The organism is Azospirillum sp. A1-3 (genome assembly GCF_023806445.1).
In the GTDB taxonomy this organism is placed as follows: Bacteria; Pseudomonadota; Alphaproteobacteria; order Azospirillales; family Azospirillaceae; genus Azospirillum.
Genome location: NZ_JAMSLU010000001.1, coordinates 1,345,942 through 1,367,306 on the forward strand (window position 1 = coordinate 1,345,942; position 21,365 = coordinate 1,367,306).

Here is a 21,365-nt window from a genome sequence, read left to right on the forward strand (position 1 = left end):
ATTACGCCGCAGTCCGTTGGACAAGCGGATTTTTCTGGAGATGGGGGCTGGAAAGGATGTGCGGGCACCGAGGCTGCAGCGCGCAGGATTGTTGCGGCGCTTGGAGGCGACTCAGTGGGTAAGGATGGGGGAGGTTCCGGCTTCGGGCTAGGTGAGCGAAGGTGATAGGCGCCGCGGCCCCCTCCCCATCCCTCCCCCGCTTCGCGGGAGAGGGAGTAGGAGCTTTGCGGGAGTACTGCAAAGGACGGCGGCAGTCCCCTCTCCCGCGAAGCGGGGGAGGGTTAGGGTGGAGGCAATGCTCAAGGCAAAAGCAGAAACTCAATGCCCCCCGACCAAGACCTTGCGAATCCGGCGCACGCCCGACCAGACGAAGGCGATGACGATGGGGATCATCACCCCCACCAGCATGTCGGGATCGACCTTGAACCCGAAGCCCTTCAGCCCCTTCGCCGCATAGCCGACAATGCCGACGAGGTAGTAGCTGATCGCCACCACCGACAGCCCCTCGACCGTCTCCTGCAGGCGCAGCTGCAATTGCGCACGGCGGTCCATCGACTGGAGCAGTTCGGCGTTCTGCCCCTCCACCGCAATTTCGACACGGGTGCGAAGCAGATTGCTGGCCCGCGCGACGCGCTGCGACAGCGAATCGAGACGTTGCTCGACCGCCTCGCAGGTGCTGATCGCCGGGTTCAGGCGGCGGTCCATGAATTCCTGGATGGTCTGCAGGCCCTCGATCCGGATCTCGCGCAGCTCCTCGATTCGCCGCTCCACCAGCTCGTAATAGGCCCGGGCCGCACCGAATCGATAGGCGGTCTCTGCTGAGATCTGCTCGGTCTGGGCCGCCAGCAGGGTCAGGCGGTCCAGCAGGTCGCGCTCGTCCTGCAGGTCGCGCAGGCCGGCGATGCGGGTGGTGACATCGGACAGCCCGGCCTCGATCGGGCCGATGCGGGGCAGAACGCCGCGCGCCATCGGCAAGGCCAGCAAGGCCAGCACGCGGTAGGTCTCGATCTCCAGCAACCGCTGAACGACGCGGCCGGTCTGGCGCGGGGTCATCGAATGGTCGGCGACCAGCATCCGGGAGAATCCATCGCCATGGATGCGGAAGTCGGTCCAGGCGGTGGCCGAACGGCCGGCGATCCGCGATCCGACATAGCTTTCCGACCCGAACATCGCCGCCATCATGTTGGACGACGGCTCCGGCTGGTCGGGGGAGAGCACGGCGACGTGGATGCCGACCAGCAGTTCGCCCGGCAGCCCGGCCAGCCAGTCGCGCGGCAGGGCGTGCAGTGCCGGTTCCAGGAAGGGATCGGCCAGGGAGCCGGCCGGCATGGCGCTGGGGCGGAAGACGGTCCAGGTCGAGAATTCGGTGTGACGCTCCCACTTCAGATGGAAGCTGCCGAAGGACGCGCTGTGATGGGTGGCGCCCTGCGGCGGGCGGACCACGCCGGCCCAGTCGCACAGCGCCTCCAGATGGCGACGGTCGGCCTCCGCCGCGCCCTCCCCCGACAGCATCGCCAGCATGGTGGCGCGCACCGGCGCGGTCAGCGATTCGGGCGGCCGGGCATGGACCTCGTTGGTCAGAGTCTGCCGCAACGGATGGTCCCGCAGCGGACGCGGCCCGGTCATGCCGGCGCCGGTTCCGGAGGCACCGGCGCGGTTCAGGCTATCCGTGGTCGTCCGCACCGCTCCGTCGCCCATGCTTTCCTCCGCCATCCCAGCACCGTACCGTGAGCTTACACAATCCGGCATCGGCGAACTTGCCGGATCGCGCCAGCGTCGCCACACTATAGTCAGTCCGTTAGAACACATCGTACGGCGCGGCGCGAGACCGCCCGCCATGACATTGTGTCCTACCATGGAACAAGGCCGGCACACGCCATCAGGCCGGGCAGACCGGGTTCCGCCCCATCACAGGTTCGGAGTTTTCATGAGCGCGCTTGCCGTCACCGACGATCTCTTCTTCAACCGCGCCGGCATGGACCGCGCCCGCGTGGAAGGCGTCGTGCAGGACGCCCTGCACAGTGCCGACGATGGGGAGCTCTATCTTGAATATGCCCAGAGCGAGTCGTTGGGCTGGGACGATGGGAAGCTGAAATCCGCCAGCTTCGACACCACCCAGGGATTCGGCCTGCGCGCCATCGCCGGCGAGGCGACCGGCTACGCCCACGCCAGCAACCTGTCGGAAGAGGCGATCCGCCGTGCCGCCGCCACCGTGCGCGCCGTGCAGGCCGGCCACACCGGCACGCTGGCGGAGCCGCCGGCCGGTACCAACCGCGCCCTCTATATCCCTGACAACCCCCTTCACCTCGTCCCCTTCGAGGAAAAGGTGAAGCTGCTGGCCGACATCGACGCCTATGCCCGCGCCAAGGATGAGCGGGTGCGGCAGGTCAGCTGCTCGATCAGCGGCGAATGGCAGGCAGTGCAGATCATGCGCGCCGACGGCGTCCGCGTCGCCGACCTGCGCCCGCTGGTCCGCCTGAACGTCTCCGTCGTGGTGGCCGAGGGCGACCGGATGGAGACCGGCGGCTATGGCGGCGGCGGCCGCGTCACCTACGAACACTATATCCAGCCGGAAACCTGGCGCGGCTTCGTCGACGAGGCGCTGCGGCAGGCGCTGGTCAACCTCGCCTCCGTCCCCGCCCCGGCCGGCGAGATGACGGTGGTGCTGGGCAGCGGCTGGCCCGGCATCCTGCTGCACGAGGCCATCGGCCATGGGCTGGAGGGTGACTTCAACCGCAAGAAGACCTCCGCCTTCTCCGGTCTGATGGGCCAGCGCATCGCCGCCCCGGGCGTCACCATCGTCGATGACGGCACCATCGAGAACTCTCGCGGCTCCATCAGCGTCGACGACGAGGGCACCCCCGGCCAGTGCACCACGCTGATCGAGGACGGCATCCTGGTCGGCTTGATGCAGGACCGCATGAACGCCCGCCTGATGGGCATGCGCCCGACCGGCAACGGCCGGCGCCAGAGCTTCGCCTACAACCCGATGCCGCGCATGACCAACACGGTGATGCGCAACGGCAACCACACGCCGGAAGAAATCATCGCCTCCGTCAAGAAGGGCATCTATGCCAAGAACTTCGGCGGCGGTCAGGTCGACATCACCAACGGCAAGTTCGTCTTCTCCGCCAGCGAGGCCTACCTGATCGAGGACGGCAAGCTGGGTCCCGCCGTGAAGGGCGCCACCCTGATCGGCAACGGGCCGGACAGCCTGACCAGGGTCTCTATGATCGGCAACGACAGCCGCCTCGACCCCGGCGTCGGTACCTGCGGCAAGGATGGCCAGGGCGTGCCGGTCGGCGTCGGCCAGCCCACGCTGAAGCTGGAAGGCCTGACCGTCGGCGGCACCGCCGCCTGACGCCCGAGGGCGTCCCCACTCCCGTACCTTTAAGAGGGGTGGGACCGTAGATGCGGTTCGGCCCCTCTTCGCATTTCGGGCTTGGAGCGGGCGATTGCATTGGTATCGTCTTTCGGAAGATTTTCAACCTTCCGGACAGGATGATTGCCAATGCATTCGCTTTCACGCATTTTCAAGGCCGCAACACTCGCATTGGGACTGGCGCTGGTTTCGGCGCTGCCGGGAAACGCCCAGACCGCCCCCACCGCCGAGCAGGTGATCGCCGCCAAGTCCGCCGGCACCAGCGCGGACCAGCTGAACGCGCGCGTGGTGGTGGCGAGCTATTTCTATGCTTCGACCGACCTCACCTCCGCCCGCTACGCCGATGATTCCAAGGGCATCGATTTCTCCAAGCCGCTGGAGATGATCGATGTCGCCGCCGGCACCACTTGGTACCAGTATGTCCGAACCGGCTACGACAGCATTCGATTCGGCAACTTCTTCTCTCCGGTGGTGACGGCAACGCCCGACTGCCTCGGCATCTCCGGCACCGGCCGGGCCGAGTACAAGGCAGTTCTGCCCGCCGGCCAGGGGCTGAAATCGGTCGCCGCCCCCATCGTCGACAGTTGGACCACCCCCGGCACCAGCGTCCAGACCAAGGGCGGCTGCGCCCAGGTCGTGGTGCCGAACACCGTCAAGGCGGGCGTCGCCAGCGGCGGACTGGTTCAGTAAGGTCGTGACCACCCGCCGCCGTCGCTGTTCTCCCGATGGCGGCGGTGGTCCAGACTGGCCGCCGCCTTTCGCAACGGAGCCCCGCAATGCCCGACATCGCCACCACCGACGAACTGCGCCGCCGGATCGCGCAGGCCCAGGCCGGGGTTGCCGCGCTGGCACGGCGGGAGCCGGAGAACAGCTGGCTGACCAGCATCCAGCGCCAGCTCGACTATGTCGACGGCGCGGCGCGCGACGGAGCCAAGCGGCTGGACCGCGCCGACGAGCTGAATTTCGGCCTGCTCGCCTCCCATTATGTCGACGATGTCGATCCGGCGCTGGCGACCGAACTGCACGCCATCAGCGACGCCGCGCGCCGGTTGCTTGGCGGCTGAGTTGGGGCTGACCGGGGGCTGACCGCCATTTTGTTCTGGCGTTCCCGGCACCCCGCTTCGATGATCGCCGATCCGGACGGCACGGCCGAACCCGTGCCCCTCGAAGAAAACCGATCACGGGAGACGTGCGATGGCGACGGAATCGACTGCTGGCTTGGCCCTGGTTTCCACCTTCTGCCCCGACCGGGTCGGTCTGGTCTCCGGCATCACCAGCCATCTGTTCGAACAGGGCATCAACCTGCGCGACGCCACCTTCGCCTCGCTGGGCAGCGGCGCGGAGTTCTCCGCCGTTTGCGAACTGCCCGACGGCCTGACGGTGGCGGAGCTTCAGGCCAGCCTGTCGTCCCTGCACGTCCTGGCCGGTGCCGAGGTGAAGGTCAGCCCCTTCGCCTTCGACCCGCAGCCCGGCCCGCAGGCGCTGATCACCCACCGCGTCGAGGTGTCGGGCGGCGACCAGCCCGGCCTCGTGGCGCGTCTGTCGGAGATCTTCACCCAGTTCGACGCGAACATCGTCCGCCTGGACGCGCAGACCCTGCCCGACCGTGCCGGCGAGCGGTACGTCTTGCGCTTTTCCGTGTCGATCCCGGCGGAGCGGGCGGAGGTCTGCCTGTCGGCGGTGGCCAACACGGCGGAGACGTTGGGGCTGACCTGCCGGACGGAGGCGCTTTGAGGGGGTGCTGAATGCCCCCTCCCCATCCCTCCCCCGCTTCGCGGGAGAGGGGGCAGAACGCTTGTCGGCGTAAACTGAATTGCGAAGCGGCGGAGTTCCCTCTCCCGCGTTAGCGGGGGAGGGCTAGGGAGGGGGCACCGGCACCCCGCACTCCACCCCCAGCCCCCAAACTCACCCGTGCAGAACCTTCAGCCCCACGATCCCGCCGACGATCGCCGCGATGCACAGCAGTCGCAACGCTTCGGCGGGCTCGCCGAATAGCAGCATGCCCAGTATCGCCGTACCCACCGTACCGATTCCCGTCCACACCGCATAGGCGGTCCCGAGCGGCAGGCTCCTCAACGCAGCCCCCAGCAGCAGGATGCTTGCCAGCATCGCCGCGGCGGTTAACACGCTCGGAACCAGACGGGTGAAGCCGTCGGTGTATTTCAGGCCGACGGCCCAGCCGATTTCGAAAAGACCAGCGAAGAACAGCGTGACCCACGCCATGACGGTACCTCCGTCTTGGAATGGCGGGGTCGTCCCCACCCGGATACCCTCTGCAGTCGGCGGGGTCGTCCCCGCGGGCCAGACCGCAGATAGGACAGGCTGTCCGCGGGGTCAAGACACGCAGCCAAGGTTGCATCGCCGCGCCGGCCCGTGCAGGATGGGGTTCCTGAATGGTTCCCCCCTTCGCCGCTGGTGGCGCTGGGGGCTTTCGACGTTGGAAATCAATGACCGAAAACGGCACCCCCCCGGCTTCCAAGACGCAGGCTCCCGAGAAGGCCGAATCGCTTGAAAACCGGCGCAAGCGCCTGCGCTTCCGCTCCTGGCACCGTGGCACTCGCGAGATGGACCTGTTGATGGGCAGCTTCGCCGACGCCCATGTCGGCGACTTCGACCACACCATGCTCGACCGATTCGAGGCGCTGCTGGAGCTTGGCGATCCCGACCTCTACGACTGGATGTCGGGGCGCGAGCCGGTGCCGGCCGAGCATGACAATGACGTGATGCGCCTGTTGACGGCATTCCGTTACACACCACGTCAAGGCTCCTGACGTTCTCGCTCGTCCCGCAGCATTCCCGAGGCATCCTCCTTTGGTCAGTTACGATCTCCAGCCCGGCCGCGCCGGCCGTCTCCTGATCGGCGGCGCGCCCGAGGGTCATGACGCCCGCATTCTGGCGGAGCTTGCGCAGAAGGCCGGGGCCTATGGCCTGCTGCATGTGGCGCTGGACGACACGCGCTGTGCCCTGCTGGCGGAGGCGCTGACGTTCTTCGCGCCGAAGCTGGAGGTGCTGACCTTCCCGGCCTGGGACTGCCTGCCCTACGACCGGGTATCGCCGAACGGCGGCATCGTCGCCCGCCGCATCGACACGCTGACCCGCCTGATCGCACGGCGCGAGGCGGCGTCGAACCGGGACGGGCTGGCCCCGCTGATTGTGCTCACCACCGTGAACGCCGTGGTGCAGAAGGTGCCGCCGCGCAGCGCCTTCAAAAACGCGGTGTTCTCGGCCAAGCTGCGCGACCGCATCGACCTGGAAAAGCTGCAGCGCTACCTCGCCGGCAACGGCTATACACGCGCCCAGACGGTGCGGGAACCGGGCGAGTTCGCGGTGCGCGGCGGCATCATCGACCTGTTCCCGCCGGGCACGGAGGAGCCGCTCCGCCTCGACCTGTTCGGCGATGAGCTGGAGGGGGTGCGCGCCTTCGACCCGATGACCCAGCGCACCACCGACAAGCGCGACCGTGTCGAGCTGAAGCCGATGTCCGAGGTCTTCCTGGACGAGGCCGGGATCGCCCGCTTCCGCTCCGGCTACCGCGAGCTGTTCGGCGCGGTGACCGACGACGACCCGCTCTATGAGGCGATCTCCGCCGGCCGGTCCTATGGCGGGATGGAGCATTGGCTGCCGCTGTTCCACGAGAGCATGGACACGGTGCTGGATTACCTGCCGCGCGGCATCGTCAGCCTGGACCATCAGGCCAACGAGGCGCGCGACGCCCGCATCGCCCAGGTCGTCGATTTCCACGCCTCCCGCGATTCGATGATGACCATCGAGAAGCGGGCGGGATCGCCGGTCTACAAGCCGGTGCCGGTCGCCTCGATGTTCCTCGACGCCACCGTCTGGGACGCGCTGATGGCGGAGCGTGCGGTGGCGCAGTTGCAGATCTTCTCCACGCCCCCCGGCATCAAGGGCACGGTGGACGCCGGCGGCAAGCGCGGCCATGACTTCGCGGAGGAGCGCAACCGCCCCGACGTGAACGTCTTCGATGCGGTGAAGGACCATATCCGCGCCTTGCGTGCCGACGGGCGCCGCGTGCTGATCGCCGGCTATTCCGCCGGGTCGCGCGACCGCCTGTCCAATGTGCTGGCCGACCACGGCATCCCCGGCCTGGAGCCGGCGGAGAGCATGGAAGATGTCCGCCGGTTCGACCGCGGCATCATCGGCACCATCGTGCTGGGGATGGAGCATGGCTTCACCTCCCCGGACCTTGCCGTCATCACCGAACAGGACATCCTCGGCGACCGTCTGGTCCGCCCAGCCAAGAAGAAACGCAAGGCCGCCAACTTCATCGCCGAGCATTCGGCCCTGCATGAGGGCGACATCGTCGTCCACATGGACCATGGCATCGGCCGCTATGATGGGTTGGAAACGCTGGAGGTCACCGGCGCGCCGCACGACTGCCTGCGCCTGATCTACGAGGGCGGCGACAAGCTGTATGTCCCGGTCGAGAACATCGAGGTGCTGTCGCGCTACGGCTCGGAGGATGCGAACGTCCAGCTCGACAAGCTGGGCGGCGCCGGCTGGCAGGGCCGCAAGGCGCGGGTCAAGAAGCGCCTGAAGGACATGGCGGAAGCCCTGCTGAAGATCGCCGCCGAACGCATGCTGAAGAAGGCCGATCCGGTGCTGACGCCGGAGGGCGTCTATCAGGAGTTCGCCGCCCGCTTCCCCTACCCCGAGACCGACGACCAGCTGAAGGCCATCGAGGACATCTTCACCGACCTCGGCAGCGGCCGGCCGATGGACCGGCTGGTCTGCGGCGACGTCGGCTTCGGCAAGACCGAGGTGGCGCTCCGCGCCGCCTTCATGGTGGCGATGAGCGGCAAGCAGGTCGCCGTCGTCGTGCCGACCACCCTGCTCGCCCGCCAGCATTTCCGCACCTTCTCGACCCGCTTCGCCGGGCTGCCGGTGCGCGTGGTCCAGCTGTCCCGCATGGTCACCGCCCGCGAACAGACGCTGGTGAAGAAGGAACTGGCGGAGGGCACGGCCGACATCGTCGTCGGCACCCATGCCCTGCTCGCCAAGGGGCTCGACTTCAAGCGGCTCGGCATGGTCATCGTCGACGAGGAGCAGCATTTCGGCGTGAAGCAGAAGGAGCGGCTGAAGGAGCTGCGCGCTGACATCCATGTGCTGACGCTGACCGCCACGCCGATCCCGCGCACCCTGCAGATGGCGCTGTCCGGCGTGCGCGAGCTGTCGCTGATCGCCACCCCGCCGGTCGACCGGCTGGCGGTGCGAACCTTCGTCCTGCCCTACGACCCCGTGGTGATCCGCGAGGCCATCCTGCGCGAGCATTACCGCGGCGGCCAGAGCTTCTATGTCTGCCCACGCATCGAGGATCTGGCGAAGGTGGCCGAGCGGGTGCGCGATCTGGTCCCGGAGGTCAAGATCGTCACCGCCCACGGCCAGATGCCGGCCAGCGAGCTGGAAGACGTGATGACCGCCTTCGACGAGGGCAAGTTCGAGGTCCTGCTCGCGACCAACATCATCGAAAGCGGCCTGGACATCCCCAATGCCAACACGCTGATCGTCCACCGCGCCGACCTGTTCGGACTGGCCCAGCTTTATCAGATCCGCGGCCGAGTCGGCCGGTCGAAGAAGCGCGGCTATGCCTATCTGACCTACGCTCCCAACAAGCCGCTGAACGCCACCGCACAACAGCGTCTGCATGTCATCGAGACGCTGGACAGCCTGGGCGCCGGCTTCCAGCTCGCCAGTCACGACATGGACATCCGCGGCGCCGGCAATCTGCTGGGCGAGGAGCAATCGGGGCAGGTGCGCGAGGTCGGCGTCGAGCTTTACCAGCAGATGCTGGAGGAGGCGGTAGCCAACGCCCGGGCATCCATGCAGGAGGGTGCCGTCGCCGCCGCTGCGGCGCAGGAGTGGGTGCCGCAGATCAACCTGGGCACGCCGGTGCTGATCCCGGAAAGCTACGTCCCCGACCTGACCGTGCGGCTGTCGCTCTACCGCCGCATCGCCGATCTGGTCGACCGGGCGGAGGTGGACGGCTTCGCCGCCGAACTGATCGACCGCTTCGGCAAGCTGCCGGAGGAGGTCGAGAACCTGCTGGACGTCGTCACCATCAAGCGCTGGTGCAAACAGGCCAACATCGACCGTGTCGATGCCGGGCCGAAGGGTCTGGTGCTGGCCTTCCACGACAATTTCTATGCCGAGCCGGCCAAGCTGCTGACCTACATCGCCCAGCACCTGACGCTGATGAAGCTGCGGCCCGACCACAAGCTGGTCTATGTCCGCGAATGGCCCGATCCGCAGGCCCGCGTGCGCAGCGTACAGAAGCTGGTCAAGGATCTGGCGGAAATGGCGTCGGGCGGCGGCGTGCCGCGCGGTGAAACCCCACCGCCGCCCCCTCCGCCGCCGCCGCCGAAGCCGACCGGGGCCAAGATCGCTTCGCGCTTCGGTACGCCGTCGCGGTTCGGCCGTCCGACCGGGCGGCGCTGAGATGGACGAATTGATCCGGAACGCCTCGCTCGCCCGCCGGCTGGCGATCGGCGACCGGCGGACGGTGGGCGACGCCCCCTCCGTCGCCGACGAGGTGTCGGCCGACCGCGGCAAGCTGGCGGAACTGGTCGGCTGCCTGTTCGACCGCAATGCCAGCGTGCGCATGCGCGCTGCCGATGCGCTGGAACGGGTATCGCGCGGCAATCCCGGCTGGCTCGACCCCTATGTCGAGCATCTGCTGACCGACGCTGTCGCCATCGAACAGGCGGAGGTGCGCTGGCACCTTGCCCAGATCGTGCCGCGCCTGACCATGACGGAGGAGCAGCGCCACCGCGCCGCCGTCCTGCTGGCCGACTGGTTCGAGAACAGCCCCAGCCGCATCGTCCAGACCAGCGCCTTGCAGGCGGTGGTCGATCTGGCCGAATCGGATGTCGGGCTGCGCGCCACCTCGGCGGAAATGCTGGGCCGCGCCATGCGCTCCGGCGTGCCGTCACTGGCCGCCCGTGCGCGCCGCATCCTGAAGCCCTTCGAGGTGGACGAAGCCACGCTGACCGCCGCCTTGGTGCGGGAGCAGACCGGCCTGACCCTGACGATCCTGCCCGACCGTCTGGCGGTGGCCCAGCTTCCGCCCGGCAGCGGCCTGCCGGACTGGCTCGACTGGACCGACCCGCTGGTCGGCGCCACCCGGACCGGAGAGGAACTGTCGATTCTCTGCCGCGAGGACCGGGTGCCCGACGGCGTCAAGGTCGAACGCGGCTGGCGCGCTTTCCGGGTGGAGGGGGTGGTCGATTTCTCGCTGTTCGGCATCCTGGCCCGCATCGCCGTTCCGCTGGCCCAGGCCCATCTGCCGATCTTCGCGATCTCCACCTACAACACCGACTATGTGCTGGTCCGCGCCGACGACCTGGAAAAGGCCGCCGACGTGCTGGCGCTGAGCTGTACGGTGAAGCGGTAGGGCGCGCCGACGCCACTTGCCCCCACCCTCCCACGCTGGCGCGTGGGTCCCTCCCTCCCCCGCTTCGCAAGGGAGGGTAGATTCGCGATACAGCGGGAGTTCCCTCCCCCGCCCAGCGGGGGAGGGTTAGGGTGGGGGCAAGTGCCGACCTTCTAAACCCCTCCCCCTTCGCGCTGGCTGCGTTCGATAATGTCCTCGCGCTCGCCCATCTCCTCCCACTTCTGCTGAACGGGCTTGTCGGGATCGCCGGAGGCCTTGCCGGTCTTGTCGACCAGTTTGTCCTCGATTCGCTGGGCGGCGTCCGACGGCGCGTCGGAGGTCACGGATTTGGAGCGGTCCTGGTCGGCCATGATGGCGGTCTCCCGAAAAGGTGGTTGACCACCCAAACACTCACGGCGCGACAAAGTTCACGCACCGACGCGGAACGCCTCGGCCAATCGTTCCACCAGGGCATCTGCCTCCGCCGCCTCATACGGTTCGGCATGCCCGGACCCCCAAACCGGCCCCGGCCATGCCGGATCGCCCCGCGTCCGGCCGATCACGTGGACGTGCAGCTGCGGCACCATGTTGCCCAGCGCCCCGACATTCATCTTGTCCGGCGCGAACAGCCGCTCCACCACGCGGGACGCCTGCGCGATCTCCCGAATCAGCGTCGCCTGATCGCTCTCCTCCAACCGGTGGATCTCCACGGCCCCCTCGCGCATCGGCACCAGGATCAGCCAGGGCCACAGCCGGTTGTTCATCAGCAGAACCCGGCACAGCCCCAGATCGGACACAGGGCGGGTATCGGCCTGTAGCCGTTCGTTAAGGGAAAACATGCTTCACTCCATTCATGGCCTGCGGCGGGCGCCGCCGGGGGAATAATCCGGAGGCTGCCCTGTTATAGCCGGCAGTGGCGGGGCAACCGCGAAGCTTGTATAGATTGCCGTGCGCGCCGGCCATACGGCGCAGCGGCATTCGTTGGACGATAGTAGAGTTCGGTCCGAGGACATGGTCGGGGCGGCAACAGTCCCCTTGCGCCATCTCCACGGGCCGTATCCATGTTTTCTGGTGCGGCGAGCGAGAACGACCCACATGCGCAAATCGGCCTTTGCGGTTCTGATCCTGGTGATCCTCGGCAACATCGCCTTCTGGGCGCTGTGGAACCGTCCGGTGGACGAGCGGTCCTGGGCCGGCGCCATCACCGGCGTCGCCTATACACCTTTCCACTCGGACAAGAGCCCATCGAAGGGCGATAAGGCGTCCGCCGAGGACATCGAGAAGGACATGGACGCGCTTGAGGGCGCGGTAAAGGCCGTCCGAACCTATTCGACCACCGACGGCTCCGAAATGGTGGCGGCCATCGCCGCCAAGCACGGGCTGCCGGTCACCGCCGGCGCCTGGACGGCCGGCAAGCCGGAGATCGACGAGCCCGAACTGGCCGGCCTGATCAAGCTGGCCCGTGCCAACAGCAACGTCCGCCGCGTGCTGGTCGGCAACGAGGCGATCCTGCGCGCCGATCTGACGGTGCCGCAGGCCATCGATTACATCAAGCGGGTGAAAAAGAAGGTCAACGTCCCGGTTTCCATCGCGGAGCCGTGGCACGTCTGGCTGAAGCACCCGGAATTGGTCGACGCGGTCGACTTTCTCGCCGTCCACCTGCTGCCCTATTGGGAAGGCGTGCCGGTCGACCAGTCGGTCGACTACGCCATGTTCCGCTACAATGAGCTGAAGCAGAAGTTCCCGAACAAGCACATCCTGATCGGCGAGATCGGCTGGCCGGCCGATGGACCGTGGCGCCGCGGCGCCGAGGCCAGCCAGGTGAATCAGGCCAAGTTCATCCGCAACTTCCTGAACGTCGCTGCCCAGAACAAGCTCGACTACTTCATCATGGAGGCCTTCGATCAGCCGTGGAAGCGGGAGATCGAGGGCACCGCCGGCACCAGCTGGGGTCTGTGGGATTATCAGCGCAACCCGAAATTCCCGATGATCGGCGGGGTGCACGAGATCCGCAACTGGGAGATCAAGTGCGCCACCGCCATTGCGCTGGGCTTCCTGCCGCTGGTGTTCTTCCTGTGGCGCCGCAGCGACCTGAAGATCGGCGGCCAGATCTTCTATGGCGCGCTGATCCAGGCGGTGGCCTCCGTCCTCGTCTTCACCGTCAGCGCGGCGTCCGCCGCCGGCCTCGCGCTCACCACCGAAATCGCCTGGGGCCTGCTGATCTTCTGCCAGCTGGTGCTGTTCGCGGTCATGCTGATCGACGGCATGGAACTGACCGAGGTCGTCTGGCAGCACAAGTTCAAACGCAAGTTCATCCCCTGCTCCGCCGCTCCGCTGCCCAATGCGGCGAAGGTGTCGATCCACGTGCCCTGCTACAACGAGCCGCCGCACATGGTCATGCAGACGCTGGACGCGCTGGCCAACTTGGATTACCCGAATTACGAAGTCCTGCTGCTGGACAACAACACCAAGGACCCGGCGGTCTGGCGTCCGATTGAGGAATACTGCAAGAAGCTGGGGCCGAAGTTCCGCTTCTTCCATCTCGACAACTGGCCGGGCTTTAAGGCCGGTGCGCTGAATTTTGGTCTGGCGCAGACCGCCCCCGACGCCGAACACATCGCCGTCATCGACAGCGACTATCAGGTCCATCCCGACTGGCTGAAGGCGACGATTCCGCACTTCAACCGGCCGGAGGTCGGCTTCGTCCAGTCGCCGCAGGATTATCGCGAATGGGAACACGACCTGTTCCAGCGCATGACCAACTGGGAATATGCCGGCTTCTTCCACATCGGCATGATCCAGCGCAACGAGCGCAACGCGATCATCCAACACGGCACCATGACCATCATCCGCAAGTCGGCCTTGGAAAAGGTCGGCCGCTGGGGCGAATGGTGCATCACCGAGGACGCCGACCTCGGCCTGCGCCTGTTCGAGCATGGCTATGAAGCGGTCTATATGCCGGAGAGCTATGGCAAGGGGCTGGTTCCCGACAGCTTCTCCGCCTACAAGACGCAGCGCTTCCGCTGGGCCTACGGCGCCGTGCAGATCCTGAAGCACCATTGGCGCCAGTTGTCGCCGGGTGCGAAGGAGCTGACCACCGGCCAGAAGTACCATTTCATCACCGGCTGGCTGCCCTGGTTTGCCGACGCCGCCCATATGGTGTTCGGCATCGCCGGCATCATCTGGTCCATCGGCCTGATGGCTTTCCCCAAATATTTCGAATTCCCGCCCAACGTCTTCATGATCCCGACGCTCAGCGTCTTCGCCTTCAAGGTCGGCGCTTCGCTCTGGCTCTACGAGGCGCGGGTAAAGTGCGGCTTCTGGGACAAGGTCGGGGCGGCGGTGGCCGGCATGGCGCTGACCCACACCGTCGGCCGCGCCATGTGGCTGGGCATCTTCACCTCCGGCCGGCCCTTCGTCCGCACGCCGAAGTGCGAAAACCAGCCGGCGCTGATGCAGGCTTTCCTGATGGCGCGGGAGGAGTTGGTGCTGCTGGTGTCGCTGTGGGGCGCGGCGCTTGCCATCGTCATGGTCTTCGGCCACGAGAACCGCGACGCCTTCATGTGGTCGGGTCTGCTGGTGGTACAGTCGCTGCCCTATCTGGCGGCCTTCATCACCGCGCTGATCAACGTCTTCCCCACCATCGGCTTCGGCAAGAGCAAGCCGGAAGCCGCCGACGGCGCCGTGAGTGCCGGGGCCGGTGACTGACCAATGGGAGCCGGCGCTTTCGCATTGACGAAAGCGCCGGCTCTGCCAGACTTGACCGCCAGGGAGAACCAAACCCGGGAGGCGGCTCATGTCCGGCAATCTCACCTCCGGGCGCGGCATCGGCCCGCCGGAGTTCAGCGTCCGCACCACTGCAGGCGTCGAGCGGAGCGGCAACGCCACCGACCGCAACAGCCGCCGCAACCCTCGCCAGGAGCGGCACGACCGCGAGCAGGAGCGGCGCGACCACAACCCGCCCAACCCGCAGCGGCGGCGCCTGTACGATCTTCTGTTCGACGAGGTCGATCAATTCGACGGGCTGGACGAGCGTCAGCGTACCCGGTTGAAGGACAATCTCCGCAGCCACCTGTCCAGCCGCGCCCCACCACCACCGGTCGCTCCGCCCCCGGTCCACCATGACGAAGAGGCGATCGCCGAAGCCCTGCTGAAGGACCCGGCGGCAGAGGTCCCCGTCGATCCGGAACACATCGTCCAGGCTGCCATCGCCGCCGCACCGGAACTGGATCCGGAAACCGCACGACTGGCGGAACAACTGCGTGACTGCCTGACCCGCAACAGCGACCGCGCGCGCAAGGTGGCGGTCTACCTGCATTTGCTGCTGACGCTGGAAGGAGCGTTCAGGCCGCATATGGTCGTGGATGTGTGAGGGCTTGATTCGAGAAGAAGTGTCAGCTTCGATGCCCCCACCCACAAAAAAACCCCGCCTCCCTTTCGGAAGGCGGGGCCTCTCATTCCACCTGCCCTAGCGTTACTCCGGAGTGGAGGCTTCGCCGTCGGCTTCCGGGGTGCCCATCATCGCATCGGCGACCAGACCGGCGTTGCCGCGGATCTTGGCCTCGATCGCGTCGGCCATCTCGGGGTTGTTGCGCAGGTAGGTCTTGGCATTCTCGCGGCCCTGGCCGATGCGGGTGCCGTCATAGCTGAACCACGCGCCCGACTTGTCGACCACGCCGGCCTGGATGCCGAGGTCGAGCAGTTCGCCCACCTTCGACACGCCTTCGCCGTACATGATGTCGAACTCGACCACGCGGAACGGCGGGGCCATCTTGTTCTTCACCACCTTGACGCGGGTCTGGTTGCCGACGACGGTGTCGCGGTCCTTGATCGAGCCGATGCGGCGGATGTCGAGGCGCACGGAAGCGTAGAACTTCAGCGCGTTGCCGCCGGTCGTCGTCTCCGGATTGCCGAACATCACGCCGATCTTCAGGCGGATCTGGTTGATGAAGATCACCAGGCAGTTCGACTTGGAGATCGAGCCGGTCAGCTTGCGCAGAGCCTGGCTCATCAGGCGGGCGTGCAGGCCGACATGGCTGTCGCCCATCTCGCCTTCCAGTTCGGCGCGCGGCACCAGCGCGGCGACCGAGTCGACCACCAGCACGTCGATGGCGCCGGAGCGCACCAGCGTGTCGGCGATCTCCAGCGCCTGCTCGCCGGCGTCCGGCTGGGAGATCAGCAACTCGTCGATGTTGACGCCCAGCTTGCGGGCATAGGACGGGTCGAGCGCGTGTTCCGCATCGACGAAGGCGCAGGTGCCGCCGGCCTTCTGGGCCTGGGCGATGGCGTGCAGCGCCAGCGTCGTCTTGCCCGAGCTTTCCGGCCCGTAGATTTCGATGATGCGGCCCTTCGGCAGGCCACCGATGCCCAGCGCGATATCGAGACCCAGGGAGCCGGTGGAGATGACCTCCGTCTCGACCAAGTTCTCACGGGCGCCAAGCTTCATGATCGAGCCCTTGCCGAACGCGCGTTCGATCTGGCTCAGGGCGGCATCGAGCGCCTTCTGCTTGTCCATGGAATCCTTCTCGACCAAACGAAGCTGTGCGGACGACATGCCCGGTACCCCTCTCTTAGAACACACGGTCGGCGCTCTTGCAACGAGGCTGAATGTACTCTCTTCGTTCTCGTTTGCAAGGGCTGATGTTGCCTGTGCGTTCCTATTTTACAGGGTATGTCCGGGCATGCCGCTGCGGGCTGATTCGCCCTTACCGACCATCACGGATGACCTCCTTCACCTTGGAGGCCAACTGCTTCAGCGAGAAGGGCTTGGGCAGGAAATAGGCGACTTCGACGCCGTCGATCTCGCCCAGCCGGTCCTCGGCATAGCCGGAGATGAAGATCACCCGCATTTCCGGGCGCAGCTTCCGGACATGGCGGGCGAGCGTCGGACCATCCATCTGCGGCATCACCACGTCGGTGATCAGCAGGTCGATGGAGGCGCCGTTGGTCTCGATCTGCTGCAGCGCCGCCTCGCCGTTCTTGGCCTCCAGCACCTGATAGCCCTTGTTGCGCAGCGCGCGGGCGGAGAAGACGCGCACGGCGTCCTCGTCCTCTACCAGCAGGATGGTGCCGGTGCCGGTCAGGTCGCTGCCGCGCCGCTCCCGCGGTTCGGCGGTGTCGACCGGGCGCAGTTCGCCCTGGTGGTGCGGCAGCAGGATGGTGAAGGTCGTGCCCTCCCCCACCGCCGAATCGACCAGCACGAAGCCGCCGGTCTGCCGGACGATGCCGTACACCGTCGACAGGCCGAGCCCGGTACCCGACCCGACCTCCTTGGTCGTGTAGAAGGGCTCGAAGATGCGCTGCAGATTCTCCCGCGCGATGCCGCAGCCGGTGTCGATCACCTCAATGGAGACATAGCTGCCGGATGGGATCGTCTCATGCTCCCGCCGTTCCGGCTGGCTGACGACGTAGTTGGTCGTGTTGATGGTCAGCTTGCCGCCGCCGGCCATGGCGTCGCGGGCGTTGACCACCAGGTTGATGATGACCTGCTCCAGCTGGTTCTGGTCGACCTTGACCAGCCCCAGGTCGCGGCCATGGATCATCTTCAATTCGATGTTCTCGCCGATCAGGCGGCGCAACAGGTTCGCCAGCTCCGCCAGCACGTCGGTCACGTTGATGACGCGCGGCTGCAGGGTCTGCTGGCGCGAGAAGGCCAGCAGTTGCCGCACGAGGTTGGCGGCGCGGTTGGCGTTCTGCTTGATCTGCATGATGTCGCTGAAGGACTGGTCGCCCGGCTTGTGCCGAAGCAGCAGCAGGTCGCAGAAGCCGATCATCGCCGTCAGCAGATTGTTGAAGTCGTGCGCCACGCCGCCGGCCAACTGGCCGACCGCCTGCATCTTCTGCGACTGGGCGAACTGCGCCTCCAGGCTCTTGCGCTCGGTCATGTCGATGAAGTGCAGGATCAGGCCGACCCCATCAACCTTGCCGCCATCCGTGCGGCCATCGGTGCGCACCGGGTTGGCGAGGCGCCGGGCATAGAGCTGGGCCGTCAGTTCCCGCCCGCCGGACAGCCGCACCTCCAGCGGGTGGGCCGGGTCGGCGCCGCCCTGCACGGATTTCAGCCGTGCGGTCACCGCCTCACGCTCCGCCGGGACGATCAGGTCGGCCATCGGGCGGTTGATGACGCTGCCCGCCTCGCTGCCGATCAGCGCCAGGAAGGCCTCGTTGCATTCGGTCAGCTGGCCGGTCTCGTTGACCAGCGCGATGCCGATCGGCGCGTCTTCGAAAAAGCGCTGGAACCGCTGTTCGGACTGGCGCAGGGCCTCCTGCCATTCCCGTTCGGGCGACAGGTCGCGCACGACCGACCGGGTGTGGATGGTGCCGTCGTCGGCCCGCACCACGCTCTGCGCCACCGCAACCTGGAAACGCCGGCCGCGCAGCCCCACCATGGTCAGCTCGCCGCGCTGCTCGCCGCCACCGTGATCGAACAGGTCGAAGGGGGCCGCGGAGACCGGGGGCACGGCCAGGATGCGGTGCAGCCGCGATTCGCCGTCGGTCAGATCGCCGGGTGCCGCCTCCAGCCATTGCGCCAGTGTGGCGTTGACGAACAGGAAATGGCCGTTCTGATCGACCGAGAAGAAGCCGACCGGCGCATGCTCCATGAAGTCGGCCAGCTTGGCCTGCTCGCGCAGCATCACATGCTCAAGCTCACGTCGGGCGGTGATGTCCTCGATCCGCCAATGGACGGAGCCGGGGAAGCCGGCGACCGGCTGCCCCTGCACCTTGCGCCATTCCGGCGGGCGGTTGTCCAATGCCGGGATCGCCAGCTCGGCCGAAGCGGCGGCACCGGCCCTCACCCGCTCGCGCAGGCGGCGGAACTCGCGCGCGCTGTCGGGGTCGCCGGAAAACTGGCGCGCCAGGGCGTCCAGCGGCCGTTCGCCGCGGCGCCAGCCCGCCAGTTCGCGAAAGGCCGCATTGACGAACACCACCTCGTCGGCCCCGTCGCAGACCAGCTGCCCGGCCGGCATCCCTTCCAGCGCGCCGCTCAGCAGCGCGCCGATCCGCGCCGACCGCCGCACCACCGACACGCTTCGGCCAATCAGCAGCGCCACGCCCGCCGCCGCCAGCCCGGCGCCCAGCCAACCGACCTCGTCGCGGTCCAGCAGCAGGCCGGCGGCCAGCACCAGCAGCCCGGCCGGCGCCAGCGCATATTGGATGAGCATCAGCACTCCGCCGGACGACGCCCGGTGGTTCGCTGCATTGCGTGCGGTGTCGGAAAGGGAAGTTGTGTCGTCCACCAATACTCCAAACCCCACACGGTCTTCCTGGGAGTTGCCCGGGACCGGATGTTACCGACCGGGCATCTCCGTCGCGCCACCTGCGATGGTCGGCCGCTCCACCGGTCCCGTCAACCGTTACGGAGCCGGATCAGTTGCGCAGCGCCCGCCCTTTGAGCTTGAAGACATAGGTAATGACTTCGGCGACCGCCCGATAGTGCTCGGACGGAACTTCTTCGTCGATATCGCAAGCGGCATAGAGCGCACGGGCGAGGGGCGGGTTTTCTATGACCGGAACATTGTTCGATTCGGCGATCTCGCGAATCTTGAAGGCGACCTGATCGACACCCTTCGCCAGGACCATCGGCGCGCCCATCTGGGTCGGGTCGTATTTCAGCGCGACCGCGAAGTGGGTCGGGTTGGTGACCACCACGTCGGCGTTCGGCACCGCGGCCATCATGCGCTTGCGCGCGCGCTCGAACCGGATCTGCCGGATGCGGCCCTTGACGACGGGATCGCCTTCCTGCTGCTTGTGCTCGTCCTTCACCTCCTGCTTGGTCATCTTCATCTTCTTGTCGAACTGCTGCTTCTGCCACAGGAAGTCGCCGGCAGCGATGAAGGTGAGGACCACCAGGACCCAGATCAGCAGCCGATGGGCCAGCCCGTCCATCTGCAGCAGCATGGTGACGATGTCGATGCCGATATAGGCCTCGATTCCGCCGAACATCGGCACCAGCGCCATGTAGGCGACTCCGCCAACCACCGCCAGCTTGGCGATGCTCTTCAGCAGTTCCACCCCCTGGTTGGCCTTGAACATGTTCATCAGGCCGGGCAGTGGGTTCAGCTTGCTGAATTTCGGCGAGATCAGCTCCCAGGAGACGTGGAAGCCGGTCTGGCCGATGGTCGACACCACGCCGGCCACCACGAACAGCAGGATGGGCAGCCACAGCGCCCACATCACGTCGCGCATCACCCGGAACAGCAGCGCGCCGACCCCGGCGCGATCGAAGGTGAACTGGTCCAGATTCTCGAAATAGTAATTCAGCCGGAACACCAGCCCCTTCAGGGTGCCGGGGAGGATGGAGACCAGCACCACCAGCATCGCCGCGACCATCAACCAGTTCGCGGCCTCGCGGGTCATCGCGAACTGGCCCTGTTTGTGGGCCTCGTCGAGTTTCTTGGATGTCGGGTCCTCTGTTTTGGAGGACTCGTCCGCCTCTTCCGACACGGGCGTCCCCCCTCTACAGCGGCTTCAGGAATTCGATGAAGGTCGATTCGAAGCGCGACAGCCAGAACAGCATCATCGCGCCCAGCGTCAGCGCGAACATGAACAGACCCAGCAGCACCTGGACGGAGGTGAACAGCTGGAACACCTGCACCTGCGGCGCCAGCTTGTTCAGCAGCCCCAGCGCCAGCGCGAACAGCATGCCGGTGATCAGGAAGGGGGCGGACATCTGCACCCCCAGCATGAAGCTTTTCGACACCAGTTGCCCGACCACGTTCGCCATGTCGTCGATCGGGATCGCCGCCCCCGGCGTAAAGGTGGCGTAGCTGTCGACCACCGCCATGATCAGCAGATGATGCAGGTCGGTGACGAAAATCAGCAGCAGCCCCAGCCAGCCCATCAGCGAGCCGGGCAGAGAGCCCGATGTCGCCAGCGCCGGGTTGAAGATCTGCGCGTTGGCAAGGCCGCTCTGCAGGCTGATGATGGTGCCGGCCACCTCCAGCGCGCCCATCAGCAGCCGGGCGATGGTGCCGAGGAAAATCCCCACCGTCATCTCGCCGGCAGCCAACACCATCAGTTGGAACGGACTGTCGGGCATCGGCGGCAGCATCGGCCGGATCGCCGGCGCCACCAGCGTGCTGACCGCCAGCGCGAACAGCAGGCGCATGCGGGTGGGAACGAAGGCGTCGCCGATGGTGGGCATCACGCTGAAGGCGGTGCCGACCCGCATGAAGACCAACATCCAGACGAAGATCTGCTCGCCCAGAAGCTGCTGCAGGACGTTCATTGGCCCGCCGCGGCCGCGGTCGGCGCCGGGGGCGGCGTCACGCCGGTGCCGGGCGTGAAGGGCGCGCCGCCATTGTCGGTGGCGCCGACGCCGATGGCGACGATGCGGTCGGCGACCTCATGTTCGAAGAAGTCGGTCAGCTTGCCCAGCATGAAGGGCATCAGCAGGATGCTGAGGCCGAAGACCAGCAGCACCTTCGGCACCATGGCGAGGGTCTGCTCGCTGATCTGGGTCACCGCCTGGAAGATGGAGATGACGGTGCCGACCGCCATCATGATGACCAGAATCGGCCCGCAGACCATCACCAGCGTGACGATGGACGTGCGGCAGAGTTCGATGACTTCGGTCTCGTTCATGACGACTGGTTC

Annotated in this window: 18 protein-coding genes; 9 read left to right on the plus strand and 9 right to left on the minus strand. The window is 66.8% G+C overall.

Annotated elements, in window-relative coordinates:
* Window positions 1-318: 318 nt before the first annotated feature.
* Entirely contained in the window at window positions 319-1,698 is a 1,380-nt protein-coding gene (locus M5E06_RS06405; RefSeq protein ID WP_252137563.1) for a DUF3422 family protein, read from the minus strand.
* Between the two features lie 229 nt (window positions 1,699-1,927).
* Between M5E06_RS06405 and tldD the strand changes: the two genes are divergently transcribed.
* From tldD to M5E06_RS06425, 4 genes are all read left to right on the plus strand, one after another.
* Entirely contained in the window at window positions 1,928-3,361 is a 1,434-nt protein-coding gene (tldD, locus tag M5E06_RS06410; RefSeq protein ID WP_252137564.1) for a metalloprotease TldD, read from the plus strand.
* A gap of 150 nt (window positions 3,362-3,511) precedes the next feature.
* Window positions 3,512-4,072 (plus strand): polymorphic toxin type 46 domain-containing protein, encoded by a 561-nt coding sequence (locus M5E06_RS06415; RefSeq protein WP_252137565.1) that lies wholly within the window; start codon window positions 3,512-3,514, stop codon window positions 4,070-4,072.
* Window positions 4,073-4,158: 86 nt separating this feature from the next.
* Entirely contained in the window at window positions 4,159-4,446 is a 288-nt protein-coding gene (locus tag M5E06_RS06420; protein WP_252137566.1) for an immunity protein Tsi6 family protein, read from the plus strand.
* Between the two features lie 130 nt (window positions 4,447-4,576).
* Window positions 4,577-5,116 carry a glycine cleavage system transcriptional repressor gene (locus M5E06_RS06425; RefSeq protein WP_252137567.1) on the plus strand — a complete coding sequence of 180 codons (540 nt, stop codon included), beginning with the start codon at window positions 4,577-4,579 and terminating at the stop codon, window positions 5,114-5,116.
* 171 nt (window positions 5,117-5,287) lie between these two features.
* Here the strand turns inward: M5E06_RS06425 and sugE are convergent, their stop codons facing one another.
* On the minus strand, window positions 5,288-5,605 hold the full coding sequence (gene sugE, locus M5E06_RS06430; RefSeq protein ID WP_252137568.1) for a quaternary ammonium compound efflux SMR transporter SugE: 318 nt from the start codon (window positions 5,603-5,605) through the stop codon (window positions 5,288-5,290).
* 224 nt (window positions 5,606-5,829) lie between these two features.
* Here sugE and M5E06_RS06435 point away from each other — a divergent pair, with 224 nt between their 5' ends.
* Genes M5E06_RS06435 through M5E06_RS06445 form a run of 3 tightly spaced genes read left to right on the plus strand, consistent with a single transcriptional unit; the run spans window position 5,830 to window position 10,790 of the window.
* On the plus strand, window positions 5,830-6,153 hold the full coding sequence (locus tag M5E06_RS06435; RefSeq protein ID WP_252137569.1) for an FAD assembly factor SdhE: 324 nt from the start codon (window positions 5,830-5,832) through the stop codon (window positions 6,151-6,153).
* Between the two features lie 40 nt (window positions 6,154-6,193).
* The gene (gene mfd / locus M5E06_RS06440; protein WP_252137570.1) at window positions 6,194-9,835 is read left to right on the plus strand and encodes a transcription-repair coupling factor; all 3,642 of its coding nucleotides are present in this window, start codon (window positions 6,194-6,196) and stop codon (window positions 9,833-9,835) included.
* Between the two features lies 1 nt (window position 9,836).
* Window positions 9,837-10,790 carry an ACT domain-containing protein gene (locus M5E06_RS06445; RefSeq protein ID WP_252137571.1) on the plus strand — a complete coding sequence of 318 codons (954 nt, stop codon included), beginning with the start codon at window positions 9,837-9,839 and terminating at the stop codon, window positions 10,788-10,790.
* A 152-nt stretch (window positions 10,791-10,942) separates the two neighbouring features.
* Here M5E06_RS06445 and M5E06_RS06450 read toward each other — a convergent pair whose 3' ends face one another.
* Entirely contained in the window at window positions 10,943-11,140 is a 198-nt protein-coding gene (locus tag M5E06_RS06450) for a hypothetical protein (protein ID WP_252137572.1), read from the minus strand.
* Between the two features lie 57 nt (window positions 11,141-11,197).
* Window positions 11,198-11,608, minus strand: coding sequence for an HIT domain-containing protein (locus M5E06_RS06455; protein ID WP_252137573.1), 411 nt, complete (start codon window positions 11,606-11,608; stop codon window positions 11,198-11,200).
* A gap of 256 nt (window positions 11,609-11,864) precedes the next feature.
* Between M5E06_RS06455 and M5E06_RS06460 the strand changes: the two genes are divergently transcribed.
* Both M5E06_RS06460 and M5E06_RS06465 read left to right on the plus strand, forming a co-directional pair.
* The gene (locus M5E06_RS06460; protein WP_252137574.1) at window positions 11,865-14,477 is read left to right on the plus strand and encodes a glycosyltransferase family 2 protein; all 2,613 of its coding nucleotides are present in this window, start codon (window positions 11,865-11,867) and stop codon (window positions 14,475-14,477) included.
* Between the two features lie 88 nt (window positions 14,478-14,565).
* Complete coding sequence (locus M5E06_RS06465; protein WP_252137575.1) at window positions 14,566-15,141, plus strand: hypothetical protein; 576 nt, start codon at window positions 14,566-14,568, stop codon at window positions 15,139-15,141.
* A 102-nt stretch (window positions 15,142-15,243) separates the two neighbouring features.
* Here the strand turns inward: M5E06_RS06465 and recA are convergent, their stop codons facing one another.
* The 5 genes from recA to M5E06_RS06490 all read right to left on the minus strand — a co-directional run bounded on the left by recA (window position 15,244) and on the right by M5E06_RS06490 (window position 21,353).
* Window positions 15,244-16,323, minus strand: coding sequence for a recombinase RecA (gene recA, locus M5E06_RS06470; protein ID WP_085089587.1), 1,080 nt, complete (start codon window positions 16,321-16,323; stop codon window positions 15,244-15,246).
* Window positions 16,324-16,474: 151 nt separating this feature from the next.
* Window positions 16,475-19,006 carry an ATP-binding protein gene (locus M5E06_RS06475; protein ID WP_502801961.1) on the minus strand — a complete coding sequence of 844 codons (2,532 nt, stop codon included), beginning with the start codon at window positions 19,004-19,006 and terminating at the stop codon, window positions 16,475-16,477.
* Window positions 19,007-19,136: 130 nt separating this feature from the next.
* Window positions 19,137-20,213, minus strand: coding sequence for a flagellar biosynthesis protein FlhB (flhB, locus tag M5E06_RS06480; protein ID WP_252137577.1), 1,077 nt, complete (start codon window positions 20,211-20,213; stop codon window positions 19,137-19,139).
* Window positions 20,214-20,226: 13 nt separating this feature from the next.
* A complete protein-coding gene (gene fliR, locus M5E06_RS06485) occupies window positions 20,227-20,997 on the minus strand; it encodes a flagellar biosynthetic protein FliR (RefSeq protein WP_252137578.1) in 771 nt (256 codons plus the stop codon).
* Complete coding sequence (locus M5E06_RS06490) at window positions 20,994-21,353, minus strand: flagellar biosynthetic protein FliQ (protein ID WP_149267524.1); 360 nt, start codon at window positions 21,351-21,353, stop codon at window positions 20,994-20,996. Before M5E06_RS06490 ends, fliR begins: the two co-directional genes overlap by 4 nt.
* Between the last annotated feature and the right edge of the window lie 12 nt (window positions 21,354-21,365).

Coding starts and splice junctions, on each gene's coding strand:
- M5E06_RS06460 (WP_252137574.1), top strand. CDS start 11,865: ATGCGCAAATCGGCCTTTGCGGTTCTGATCCTGGTGATCCTCGGCAAC.
- M5E06_RS06445 (WP_252137571.1), top strand. CDS start 9,837: ATGGACGAATTGATCCGGAACGCCTCGCTCGCCCGCCGGCTGGCGATC.
- fliR (WP_252137578.1), bottom strand. CDS start 20,997: ATGAACGTCCTGCAGCAGCTTCTGGGCGAGCAGATCTTCGTCTGGATG.
- M5E06_RS06435 (WP_252137569.1), top strand. CDS start 5,830: ATGACCGAAAACGGCACCCCCCCGGCTTCCAAGACGCAGGCTCCCGAG.
- M5E06_RS06465 (WP_252137575.1), top strand. CDS start 14,566: ATGTCCGGCAATCTCACCTCCGGGCGCGGCATCGGCCCGCCGGAGTTC.
- M5E06_RS06425 (WP_252137567.1), top strand. CDS start 4,577: ATGGCGACGGAATCGACTGCTGGCTTGGCCCTGGTTTCCACCTTCTGC.
- M5E06_RS06455 (WP_252137573.1), bottom strand. CDS start 11,608: ATGTTTTCCCTTAACGAACGGCTACAGGCCGATACCCGCCCTGTGTCC.
- tldD (WP_252137564.1), top strand. CDS start 1,928: ATGAGCGCGCTTGCCGTCACCGACGATCTCTTCTTCAACCGCGCCGGC.
- M5E06_RS06420 (WP_252137566.1), top strand. CDS start 4,159: ATGCCCGACATCGCCACCACCGACGAACTGCGCCGCCGGATCGCGCAG.
- sugE (WP_252137568.1), bottom strand. CDS start 5,605: ATGGCGTGGGTCACGCTGTTCTTCGCTGGTCTTTTCGAAATCGGCTGG.
- M5E06_RS06490 (WP_149267524.1), bottom strand. CDS start 21,353: ATGAACGAGACCGAAGTCATCGAACTCTGCCGCACGTCCATCGTCACG.
- M5E06_RS06415 (WP_252137565.1), top strand. CDS start 3,512: ATGCATTCGCTTTCACGCATTTTCAAGGCCGCAACACTCGCATTGGGA.
- M5E06_RS06450 (WP_252137572.1), bottom strand. CDS start 11,140: ATGGCCGACCAGGACCGCTCCAAATCCGTGACCTCCGACGCGCCGTCG.
- recA (WP_085089587.1), bottom strand. CDS start 16,323: ATGTCGTCCGCACAGCTTCGTTTGGTCGAGAAGGATTCCATGGACAAG.
- M5E06_RS06405 (WP_252137563.1), bottom strand. CDS start 1,698: ATGGGCGACGGAGCGGTGCGGACGACCACGGATAGCCTGAACCGCGCC.